Source organism: Rhodococcus yananensis, from assembly GCF_020515525.1.
In the GTDB taxonomy this organism is placed as follows: domain Bacteria; phylum Actinomycetota; class Actinomycetes; order Mycobacteriales; family Mycobacteriaceae; genus Rhodococcus; species Rhodococcus yananensis.
This window is the reverse complement of sequence record NZ_JAIYEP010000105.1, coordinates 1-10,892: the sequence shown is the minus strand read 5'-3', so window position 1 is coordinate 10,892 and position 10,892 is coordinate 1. Positions and strand designations below refer to the sequence as shown.

Annotated in this window: 9 protein-coding genes and 1 riboswitch; of the genes, 5 read left to right on the top strand and 4 right to left on the bottom strand. The window is 68.9% G+C overall.

From position 1 onward, the window contains the following. Positions 1-56 precede the first annotated feature (56 nt). Positions 57-887, bottom strand: coding sequence for a crotonase/enoyl-CoA hydratase family protein (locus LDQ05_RS17980; protein ID WP_226438318.1), 831 nt, complete (start codon positions 885-887; stop codon positions 57-59). Between the two features lie 47 nt (positions 888-934). Beyond that, positions 935-1,354, bottom strand: coding sequence for an SgcJ/EcaC family oxidoreductase (locus LDQ05_RS17975; protein WP_226438317.1), 420 nt, complete (start codon positions 1,352-1,354; stop codon positions 935-937). Positions 1,355-1,369: 15 nt separating this feature from the next. On the opposite strand from LDQ05_RS17975, the gene LDQ05_RS17970 reads away from it, so the two are divergent. The 3 genes from LDQ05_RS17970 (at position 1,370) to LDQ05_RS17960 (ending at position 2,804) form a co-directional block, all read left to right on the top strand. Continuing rightward, positions 1,370-1,870, top strand: a complete 501-nt coding sequence (locus LDQ05_RS17970; protein WP_226438316.1) for a MarR family winged helix-turn-helix transcriptional regulator — start codon at positions 1,370-1,372, stop codon at positions 1,868-1,870. 9 nt (positions 1,871-1,879) lie between these two features. Further along, the gene (locus tag LDQ05_RS17965) at positions 1,880-2,353 is read left to right on the top strand and encodes a YbaK/EbsC family protein (protein WP_226438315.1); all 474 of its coding nucleotides are present in this window, start codon (positions 1,880-1,882) and stop codon (positions 2,351-2,353) included. A gap of 253 nt (positions 2,354-2,606) precedes the next feature. Further along, positions 2,607-2,804, top strand: coding sequence for a hypothetical protein (locus LDQ05_RS17960; RefSeq protein ID WP_226438314.1), 198 nt, complete (start codon positions 2,607-2,609; stop codon positions 2,802-2,804). Positions 2,805-2,896: 92 nt separating this feature from the next. On the opposite strand, the gene LDQ05_RS17955 is transcribed toward LDQ05_RS17960, so the two are convergent. Both LDQ05_RS17955 and LDQ05_RS17950 read right to left on the bottom strand, forming a co-directional pair. After that, on the bottom strand, positions 2,897-3,484 hold the full coding sequence (locus LDQ05_RS17955) for a hypothetical protein (RefSeq protein WP_226438313.1): 588 nt from the start codon (positions 3,482-3,484) through the stop codon (positions 2,897-2,899). Positions 3,485-3,691: 207 nt separating this feature from the next. Continuing rightward, positions 3,692-5,011, bottom strand: coding sequence for an aminotransferase class V-fold PLP-dependent enzyme (locus tag LDQ05_RS17950; protein ID WP_226438312.1), 1,320 nt, complete (start codon positions 5,009-5,011; stop codon positions 3,692-3,694). 66 nt (positions 5,012-5,077) lie between these two features. Next, positions 5,078-5,195, bottom strand: a riboswitch (SAM riboswitch). A gap of 215 nt (positions 5,196-5,410) precedes the next feature. Here LDQ05_RS17950 and LDQ05_RS17945 point away from each other — a divergent pair. Then, the gene (locus tag LDQ05_RS17945) at positions 5,411-9,316 is read left to right on the top strand and encodes a Pls/PosA family non-ribosomal peptide synthetase (protein ID WP_226438311.1); all 3,906 of its coding nucleotides are present in this window, start codon (positions 5,411-5,413) and stop codon (positions 9,314-9,316) included. Further along, entirely contained in the window at positions 9,283-10,698 is a 1,416-nt protein-coding gene (locus tag LDQ05_RS17940) for a M1 family metallopeptidase (RefSeq protein WP_372461154.1), read from the top strand. Before LDQ05_RS17945 ends, LDQ05_RS17940 begins: the two co-directional genes overlap by 34 nt. Positions 10,699-10,892: the final 194 nt, after the last annotated feature.

Below are 10,892 nucleotides of genomic sequence, written 5' to 3'. Positions count from 1 at the left end.
GATCGGATCGATCGGACGTACCCTTCGCTCGTCCGGGGGCGGAGCCCCCGGCGGGGTCACTCGCCCGTGAACTCCGCGGGGCGCTTCTCGAAGATCGACTGGACGGCTTCGGTGAGGTCGTTCGACGGGAGGAACGCGGCGTTCCACGCCGACACGTAACGCAGGCTGTCGTCGACCCGTGCCGACCGGCTGTGGTCGAGAACGTTCTTGATTCCGTGGACGACCAGAGGCGGGTTCGCGGCGATCTCGGCGGCGGTCGCGTGGGCCGCGGCGAGTACCGCGTCGGCATCCGCGTGGACGTCGTTGACCAGACCGATCTTCTCGGCGCGCTCGGCGTCGATGTCCTTGCCGGTGAGGGCCAGTTCACGGACATGTCCGTCACCGATGATCAACGGGAGACGAGCGAGGGTGCCGACGTCGGCGACCATCGCGACCTTGACCTCACGGACACTGAACTTCGCGTCTGCGCTCGCGTAGCGGATGTCGGCGGCGGTGATGAGATCGACGCCACCTCCGATGCACCACCCCTGGATCGCCGCGACGACCGGCTTCCGGCAGTCGGCGACCGCGGTGATCGCGGCCTGCATTCGGCGGATGAGTGCGTGGAAGTCGGTGCGCACGCGCGCCTTCGCGTCACTGCCGAGCACCGGCGCGAGATCACCCGCCATCGACTGCAGATCGAGTCCGAACGAGAAGTGCTTGCCGGCACCGGCGAGTACGACGGCACGGACGTCGGGATCCGCGTCGAGTTCGGCGAAGATCTGCGGCAGTTCGGTCCAGAAGTCGGGGCCCATGGCGTTGCCCTTGCCCGGCCCGATGAGCGTGACCTGGGCCACGTGGCCGGTACGCTCGACGGTGAAGGCGTTCCAGCGAGAATTCTCAGTCATTACTCAAGAGTAATATCTGACGCGCGCGCCGCGCGGTGATACTCCACTCACCGCTTCGCGCGTCGGTCCGCGAGACGCAGAACCCACAGCGCGAGCGCTTTCTTCTTCGTGTTCTGGAAGGCCGCGCACGACCACCGCCCGTCCCCGTCGCGACGGAACACGAACGTCTGGACCTTGTCCAGCGCGATCGTGCGCTTCTTTCCGACCCCGCCCTCGGCAACGACGATCGCCGTGTCGTCGTCGAGCATCCGGACACTCCGGATCTCCATACGCATGCGACTCCCGCGCTGCCATTTCTGCAGTACGTCGACATGGTCGCGTTCGATCTGGTCGCGCCCCCGGGACACGGACCCCAGGAAGGTCACGTACGTCGCGTCGGCGGTGAACTCCGCCGCGTACCGACCCGGATCTCCCGCATCCCACGCATCGACCATGCGTTGCAGCGCACGTTCGAGATTCTGTTGCATGATAGAAATAGTTGCATGGACGCAAATGGTGCGCAAGAGCAACCGTCACAGAAGCACCGGTACCGGACGTATCTCGCCTCGAATCTCCTCTTCCACCACGCGGCGGCGGAGAGCATCGGACTGGGCGCCGTCGACTACCAGGCGAGCAATCTGCTCGAACTCGACGGGCCCCTCGGCAACGGTGAACTCGCGCGACGACTCGGCCTGTCGACCGGCGCCACGACCCGGCTGGTCGACCGCCTCGAGGCGCACGGACTCGTCCGGCGGACCACCGACGCCGACGACCGACGACGCACCGTCATCGCCCACACCGGTGTGCTCCCTCCCCGACTGGAACACGCACTCGACCTCGTGCGCGAACCGATCCGCGAGACTCTGGACTCCCTCACGGCCGACGAACTGCGCGGCGTCCTCCGCTACTTCACCGCGGCCACCGATGCCTACGCCGACGCGACCCACGCCCTGACCGATCGACGACCGCTCGATTCGGACCACACCGGGCACGGATCTCCCTAGGCTGGCGGCATGTCCAGGTCGCTGCATCCGAACGCAACCCACGTGGCCGACACGCTCATCGCGCGCGGCCATCACGGACTGATCCTGGCGCACCCGACACCGGTGGACACCCCCGGCCTGGCAGCGGCCGCGGTCCACGCCGACGTCGGCGCGATCGTCGAGGCCCGCGTGTATCTCCTCGACGACGATCCGGTGCTCCTGCTCGTCTCCGGCGCCCACCCGCCGCACCTCGAGCACACCGCGGCCCGCCTCGACGGGATCCTCACCGTGGCACCGGAGGATCTCGCCGTCGAGGTCACCGGACAACCGACCGGATCGATCGCCCCGGTCGGACACCCGACCAACCTGCCCACCTATCTCGATCGCGCCCTCGCCCGATTCCCCGTGCTGTGGGCGTCCGGCGGATGCCCCGGCACCCTGTTCCGCACGTCGTTCCCGGAACTGCTGCGCATCACCGCCGGGATCGACGTCGACGTCGACTGAGCCCGATCACCGACCTCGGTTCGGAACGGCGTCCGTTCCGGCTCTCGCGGGTCGACGTTCCGCGGGCGGGGGCCATCCGCCCCGACCCGGCGGACACCACACCGCGCGTCGAACTCGGCTACACTGCAACGCATGGCCTTTCGAGTGTGGAGCCGCAGGCATGTGGACCTGTGCCGCACCCGCTCGTCGCTGTGCGCGCGTTGATCCGCGCCGCGACCCGCCACATCCCGCCACTCCACACCGGAGCACACCCATGACCTCACCCGAGCACACCCCCGCATCCGACACCGAACTCGTTCTGGTGGTCGAGATCTCACAGACAGGCCTCGGTACCGCTGCCGACCTGGCGACCCTCGCCGACGTTCTCCGCGAGACCGCGCACGACCTGATTCCGGGCGTCAGCACCCACACGACAGTCAACCCCGGCATCCCGTCACGCCGGATCGCATGACGGCGGGGCACACGACGGTGGGGCGGAGCAACGACACCGGAATCGTTGCTCCGCTTCACCATTCATTCAGATCACAGATGCGCGGGAGTTCGTCACGATGCGAGGGCGGCCGTCGTGCCGACGTGGGCGAACCTGCGCCGGAGTTCGCCCACCGCGGGTGAGACGTCCAGCAGCCCGCGCGCACGGAGCATCGGCAGCGTGCCGTCCACGAGGTGTTCGAGCGCGAACGGCACCGGCGACGAGACGAGGGTGACACCGTCGGCGACACGCACGGCATGGATGTCGGCGAGCAACCCCGCCAATCCCTTCGGCGTTCCGACGTACGACAGCGAGTCGACCCCACCGCGGTGACGCCACTCCGACTGCGCACGGCGACGCGCCACACGCGCGTCGTGGTCGACGACCACATCGATGTCGACGAGCACGGTCAGCGAGTCGGGATCACGCCCGTCCTCGGACGCCTCGTCGCGGATCCGGTCGCGAATGCGCCGTGCCTCACGCAGATCCGAGGCGCGCACGCGGATCACCGACGGCGGATCGACGCCGAGGTCGAGCGGTCCGGCACCGTCGGCACCCACCGTGAGATCGGCCCAGTAGGCAGCCCCGGTGCGATCGTCGAGTTCGACGGCCACCCGCAGTGGCCGCCACACGGCATCGACTGGAGAAGTGATGTAGGGCATGAGTTTTCCCCTCGAGAAACCGCACATGTGCGGCGAAGTCCGACTGGAGACGAGGAACCACTCAGCGCGTACAGCAGCCCGATGCGGTGCGGCACAGATCGACATGGCGGCGGCACCACGAGGACACGCGGGTCGGGGTGTGTGCAGCCATACCCGATACCCTACGCAGCCGATCGGGCACTGTCGACCACCCGAGGTCGGCGTCGCTCAGACGCAGGGCGACGTACCCGCGCCGTCCTCCGCCGGTGCGAGTCCCGGACGGGTCTCGGGCGACGGCCCCCACGCCCCGTCCGCCTTCGTGTACGACCAACCGGCACCGTCCTCGACGAGCCGACGCAACGCCGACACCAGCCGATCCACATCTCCGGAGGAACTGCCCAGCCCCAGCGAGGCCCGGACCGCGCCACCGGACAGCCCGACCCGGTCGAGCAGCGGGTGCGCGCAGAACCGCCCGTCACGAACACCGATTCCGTGTTCCGCCGACAGGTACGACGCCACCTCACCGGGCTCGTATCCGGCGACCGTGAAGGTCACGATCCCGACGCAGTCGGGCGAATCGGTCCACAGGCGCAGCAACTCGACACCCGTGGTGTCACGAAGCCCCTCGACGAGCCTGGCGCACAGAGCCTTCTCGTGGTGGGCGGCCGCCTCACGATCGAGACCGGCGAGGGTGTCGCACGCTGCGGCGAGCGCCGCGACACCGAGGACGTTGGGTGATCCCGCCTCGTGACGGGCAGGGGCGCAAGCCCATTCGACTTCGTCCACGGCGACGTGACGCACCGCACCTCCCCCTGCGAGGTACGGCTCCGCCTCGTCCAGCCAGTCCCGGCGCCCCACCAGCGCACCCGCGCCGAACGGCGCGTACAGCTTGTGCCCGGAGAACGCGAGGTAGTCGACACCCAGGTCGGTCAGGTCGACGCGACGGTGCGGTACCAGTTGCGCACCGTCGACGAGGATCCGGGCGCCGCACGCGTGCGCGAGTTCGGCGAGCTCGGCGATGGGCAGCACCTCCCCCGTGACGTTCGACGCCCCCGTCACCGCCAGCAACGCGGCCGGTGCGCGTTCGAGTTCGACCGCGATCCGCCACACCGTCTCCGACACCGAATCTGCGGCCTCGACGACACGGGAGTTCTTCCACGGCAGCAGGTTCGCGTGATGCTCGACGTCGAGAACGACGACATCGCCGGGTACGGCACTCGCCAACAGATTCAGCGAGTCGGTGGTGTTGCGGGTGAACACCACCACCTGGTCGTCGTCGGCTCCGACGAACCGCGCGACCGATCCGCGGGCATCCTCGTAGGTCGACGTGCAGATCCGCGATGCATAGCCCGCACCGCGGTGCACGCTCGCGTAGAACGGCAGCAGCTCGTTGATCCGGTCGGCGACCGCGGCAAGGGCCGGCGCGCTCGCGGCGTAGTCGAAGTTCGCGTACGTACAGTCACCGCCCTGGACCAGCGGGACCCGCAGATCGCGACCGGAGACGGCGGCGAACGCATCGATGCAGGTGGTGGTCGGTGCAGCAGTCATGACAGTTCCCTCGTGTCGGGGACCCGTCGGTGATCGCCACGTCGACGAGGATTCGATCGCCGGCGGAGTCCGCGCTTGCTGCGTCCGGGTTCGGAAATCGCAGCCAGGTCGTCACCCGGAGCACCCCACCGCGGTGGAGGGTTGCCGACCAGCGAGCCGGGGCTTGACGCTGGTACTCATGACCTGCGCAAGACAATGGCAGCGGTCGCGGACCGTGTCAAGTCGACTGCGTCACAGTTCCCGAGCGCGACGTCCCGTTTCTGCGGTCTCACCTGCGAAAACCCGAGTGTCGTGCTTTCCTTGACGGGCGCACCGGGAGCCTCGCGCGTGGATGTTCACCCATTGTCAACCCGAGCGTGAGATAAACCGGAACGCCCACCGAGGAGAAGGACCGAAGGATTGTCTGCTCAGCCCGCGCCCGACCACCGCCGGTCGGACGTACCCGACGTGTTCCTGCGCGGTGCGTACGCACCACCACCGCGCACGCTGATCGACGTACTGCACGCCTCCGCCGCCGCGCACCCGGATGCGCCGGCGATCGACGACGGCACGATCGTCCTGTCCTACACGGAACTCGTCGATCTGGTCCGGTCCGAGGCCCACGCGCTGACCGAGGTGGGGGTCTGCGCCGGCGACCGGGTGGGCGTCCGGATGGCATCGGGATCGAAGGATCTGTACGTCACCATCCTGGCGGTACTCGCGGCCGGTGCCGCCTACGTGCCGGTCGACGCAGACGACCCGGACGAACGCGCCGAACTGGTCTTCACCGAAGCCGCGGTCACCGCGATCGTCACCGACACCGGGGTCGGCCCCGGGACCGCACCTCCGGCACACACCCCCGTCACGCGCGCACCCACACCCGACGACGACGCGTGGATCATCTTCACGTCCGGATCCACCGGAACCCCCAAGGGCGTTGCCGTCACCCACCGCAACGCGGCGGCGTTCGTGGACGCCGAGGCACGCATGTTCTGCCGCGACGAGCCGCTCGCTCCCGGCGACCGGGTGCTGGCCGGGCTGTCGGTGGCCTTCGACGCATCGTGCGAGGAGATGTGGCTGGCGTGGCGACACGGCGCCTGCCTCGTACCCGCACCCCGCGCCCTGGTCCGATCCGGCATGGATCTCGGTCCGTGGCTGATCTCCCGCGAGATCAGTGTCGTGTCCACCGTTCCCACACTCGCAGCGATGTGGCCGGCGGAAGCCCTCGACGCCGTGCGCCTGCTGATCTTCGGTGGTGAGGCGTGCCCACCCGACCTCGCGGAACGACTGGCCGTACCGGGACGCGAGGTGTGGAACACGTACGGCCCGACCGAGTCCACCGTCGTCGCGTGTGCCGCGCCGATGGACGGCACCGGACCGGTCCGCATCGGGCTGCCCCTCGACGGGTGGGATCTCGCCGTCGTCGACGCAGCGGGGAACCCCGTCGAGGAAGGTCAGTCCGGTGAGCTCGTCATCGGCGGCGTCGGCCTGGCCCGCTACCTCGATCCGGCGAAGGACGCCGAGAAGTACGCGCCCATGCCCACCCTCGGATGGGAACGGGCGTATCGCAGCGGCGACGTCGTGGTCCTCGACAGCGCCGGACTCCTGTTCCAGGGCCGGGCCGACGACCAGGTGAAGATCGGCGGACGCCGCATCGAACTCGGTGAGATCGACAACGCCCTGCAGAACCTGCCCGGCGTCGCCGGTGGGGCGTGCGCGGTCCGCAAGACCGCTGCGGGCCACTCCGTCCTGATCGGGTACATCGCCTCCACCGACCCCGGATTCGACGTGGCCTCGGCGCACGACCTACTCTCCGAACAACTGCCGGCGGCCCTCGTCCCGCGTCTCGCTCTCGTCGACGACCTGCCCACCCGCACGTCCGGCAAGGTCGACCGCAACGCGCTGCCGTGGCCGCTGCCGGGCGCAGACACCGGATCCGTCGAAGCGCTGGGGCTCGACCCCACCGCCGAGTGGGTCGCCGAACTGTGGACGTCGATACTGGGAGCCCGCATCGAAGGCCCCGACGACGACTTCTTCGAGCTCGGCGGTGGGTCCCTCTCGGCAGCGCAGCTGGTCACCGCGATGCGCGAACGGTACCCGGAGATGACGGTCGCCGAACTCTACGATCACCCTCGGCTCGGATCACTCGCCGTGTACCTCGATGAGCTCGCCCCCACGGAGGCCGCGGCGCCGCGCGAGGTCCGACCGGTTCCGTTGCGCGCGCAGCTCGCTCAGATCGCCGCGACCGTGCCGCTGACGACGCTCACCGGTCTGCAGTGGGTCACGTGGCTCGCGATCCTCAACAACATCATCGCCCTGGTCGTCGACGTGCCCTGGACGGTGACGCTGTCGTGGTGGTGGGTCGTCGGGGGCATCGCCCTGTTCCTCGCACCGCCCGGCCGGATGGTGATCGCCGTGGCCGGGGCCAGGCTGCTGCTACGCGGAGTGGCACCGGGCACGCATCCGCGTGGCGGCTCGGTGCACCTGCGTCTGTGGACGGCCGTGCGTCTCGCCGAGGCATCCGGTGCATGCAACCTGTCGGGAGCTCCGTGGATGAGGAACTTCGCTCGGGCACTCGGCGCGAAGGTGGGCCGCGGCGTCGATCTGCACAGCCTGCCGCCGGTTACGGGCATGCTCGAGCTCGGTGACGGTTGCTCCATCGAACCGGAGGTCGACCTGTCGGGATACTGGGTCGACGGCGACAGGGTGCACATCGGCACGATCCGGGTGGGTGCGGGCGCGTCCGTGGGCGCCCGGTCGTTCCTGGCGCCGGGTACCCGCATCGGCAAGAACGCCGAGGTCGAGGCCGGATCCGCGGTTTTCGGTCGGGTCAAGGCGGGACAGCGCTGGGCGGGCTCCCCGGCACGCAAGTCCGGCAAGGCCGACCAGCCCTGGCCGTCGCAGGATCCGCCACGAGGCCGGCGCTGGGTGCCCGTGTTCGGTCTGACCTCGGTGCTGTTGGCGGGCCTGCCCATCGTGTCGATCGGGGCCGGTGTCGCGCTGCTCGTGTGGTGGGTGCGCGACACCGTCACGGTCGGTGATGCCGTCGGCCGGTCGCTGACGATGCTGCCGGCGGCAGGGTTGCTCACGATGTTCGTGTTCGCGGTGCTGACCGTCGCCGTCGTCCGGTTGCTGTCGATCGGCATGACGGAGGGCTGGCATCCGGTACGCAGCCGGGTGGGCTGGCAGGTGTGGGCCACGGAACGGCTCATGGACACGTCCCGCACGTTCCTGTTCCCGCTGTACGCATCGATGCTCACACCCGTCTGGCTACGGATCCTCGGCGCCGACATCGGCAAGGACGTCGAGGCGTCGACGGTGCTCATGGTGCCGAAGTTCACGAAGGTGGCCGACGGCGCGTTCCTCGCCGACGACACCATGGTCGCGTCGTACGAACTCGGCGGTGGCTGGCTGTTCATCTCCCGCGCGAAGGTCGGCAAACGCGCATTCCTCGGTAACTCGGGGATGGCCGCACCGGGGCGGCGCGTCCCCAAGCACGGCCTGGTCGCGGTGTTGTCCGCAGCCCCCGAGAAGGCGAAATCGGGGTCGTCGTGGCTGGGCAGCCCGCCGGTGCGGTTACGCCGCACCGCGGGCGAGTCCGATTCGAGCCGCACCTTCGAACCGACCTTCCGGCTCAAGGCGGCACGCGGTCTCGTCGAGACGTTCCGTCTCGTCCCGATGATCGTCACGTACGGCATCGGCCTCGGCGTTCTGTTCGCTCTCAACACACTCGCATCGCACCTCGGCTACCTACCGGCCGCGCTGCTGAGCGGCCTGGTCCTCATGGTTGCGGGGGCGATCGCGTGTGCCATCACCGTCGCGGCGAAATGGCTGGTCGTCGGCAGGATCGGCCAGGAAGAACACCCTCTGTGGAGTTCGTTCGTGTGGCGCAACGAGGTCTCCGACACGTTCGTCGAGACGGTCGCCGCGCCGTGGTTCGCGCGGGCTGCGACCGGCACCGCCGGGATGAATCTGTGGTTGCGTGCGCTCGGTGCCCGAATCGGCCGCGGCGTGTGGTGCGAGAGCTACTGGCTGCCGGAGGCCGACCTGGTCACGCTCGGCGACGGCGCGACGGTGGAACGGGGGTGTGTGGTGCAGACACATCTGTTCCATGATCGGATCATGTCCATGGACACCGTGACCCTCGAAGCCGGAGCGACGCTCGGCCCGCAATGCGTCGCGCTGCCCGCATCGGGGATCGGAGCCGGCGCGACAGTCGGACCGGCCTCCCTGGTGATGCGCGGCGACGTCGTCCCCCCGTCCACCCACTGGCAGGGAAATCCCATCGCGCCGTGGACACGTCCGGGCGATTGGTCGGCGCGGTGAAGCCGCTCAAGGCGGCGAGACCAGTGGCCCCGCTCGGCCCCGACCGGCCGCTCGATCCGTATCTACCGACCAGCGGCAATCGGGGCTACCGAGTCTCGCGCTACGAGCTGGATCTGAACTACAAGGTCACCGCGAACCGGTTGGAAGCACGCGCCACCGTCATCGCCACCGCCACCGATGTCCGGAACAAGTTCGCACTCGACCTGACGAGCACGATGCGTGTGGCGAAGGTGACGGTCAACGGACGGCGCCCGCAGAAGTACGTGCACCGGGACGACAAACTGACGATCACGCCGGCCGCGACGATCCCCACCGGCGCGGTGCTCACGTTCACGGTCCACTACTCGGGTTCGCCCGCGCCGCGGAACACCATGTGGGGCGATGTCGGGTGGGAGGAACTCGGCGAGGGGTCGTTGGTCGCGAGCCAACCCAACGGCGCACCCACCTGGTTCCCCTGCGACGACCATCCGGGGTCGAAGGCCACGTACCGGATCAGTATCACCACCGATGCGCCGTTCCTGGCGGTCGCGAACGGCACCCTGCTGAAGAAGACGACGAAATCCAGCCGCACCACGTGGGTGTACGAGCAGCCCGAACCGATGTCGACCTATCTCGCGACCGTGCAGATCGGTCACTACGAGTTCCGCAAGGTCGCGTCGTCGCCGGTGCCCCAGTATGCGGTGCACCCGCCGCGGCTGCGCGCGAACTTCGACAGGGACTTCGGGCGGCAGAAGCAGATGCTCGAGGTGTTCACCCGCCTGTTCGGCCCGTATCCGTTCGCCCACTACACCGCTCTCGTCACGGCCGACGACCTCGAGATCCCGCTCGAAGCGCAGGGGCTGTCGGTCTTCGGTGCCAACTTCTGCGACGGAACGCGCAGCGAGGAGCGACTCGTCGCGCACGAACTCGCGCACCAGTGGTTCGGCAACAGCCTCACCCTGCGTCGGTGGCGGGACATCTGGTTGCACGAGGGTTTCGCGTGCTACGCCGAGTGGCTGTGGTCGGAGAACTCCGGCGGTCCCACCGCGCATCACCTCGCGGAGCAGGCGTATTCGGGTCTCGTCGGTAAACCCCGCGACATCGTGGTCGGGGATCCGGGGCCGGTCGACATGTTCGACGATCGCATCTACAAGCGCGGCGCGCTCACCGTGCACGCGTTGCGCTCGCGTCTCGGCGACGACTCCTTCTTCACGCTGCTGCGCACGTGGACGGCCGAGCACCGGCACGACAACGTCACCACCGAGCAGTTCACCGACCTGGCGGCACGATTCTCCGACACATCGCTGCGGTCGCTGTGGGACGAGTGGCTGACAGTCCCCGAACTGCCGCCGATGCCGGCTCCCCCGCTCGGCACCGACCGACCGTCGATCACCGAAGGGTGACCTCCGACGCGAGCCACCGTACACACCGGTCTCGTCGGGTTCCCGCGGACACCGCAACTCCCCGCGACAGCTGATACCACCGCACCAACACACCCCACCCGCAACAACCCCACACAAACACGAAGAGGGGACCCACACAGTGGGTCCCCTCTCCGGAACGGGTGTTCGGCAGTGTCCTACTCTCCCACACCCTG

What these genes read in the sequence shown, in the direction of transcription:
- LDQ05_RS17980 (WP_226438318.1), bottom strand. Translation starts at nt 887, where the DNA reads ATGACTGAGAATTCTCGCTGGAACGCCTTCACCGTCGAGCGTACCGGC.
- LDQ05_RS17975 (WP_226438317.1), bottom strand. Translation starts at nt 1,354, where the DNA reads ATGCAACAGAATCTCGAACGTGCGCTGCAACGCATGGTCGATGCGTGG.
- LDQ05_RS17970 (WP_226438316.1), top strand. Translation starts at nt 1,370, where the DNA reads ATGGACGCAAATGGTGCGCAAGAGCAACCGTCACAGAAGCACCGGTAC.
- LDQ05_RS17965 (WP_226438315.1), top strand. Translation starts at nt 1,880, where the DNA reads ATGTCCAGGTCGCTGCATCCGAACGCAACCCACGTGGCCGACACGCTC.
- LDQ05_RS17960 (WP_226438314.1), top strand. Translation starts at nt 2,607, where the DNA reads ATGACCTCACCCGAGCACACCCCCGCATCCGACACCGAACTCGTTCTG.
- LDQ05_RS17955 (WP_226438313.1), bottom strand. Translation starts at nt 3,484, where the DNA reads ATGCCCTACATCACTTCTCCAGTCGATGCCGTGTGGCGGCCACTGCGG.
- LDQ05_RS17950 (WP_226438312.1), bottom strand. Translation starts at nt 5,011, where the DNA reads ATGACTGCTGCACCGACCACCACCTGCATCGATGCGTTCGCCGCCGTC.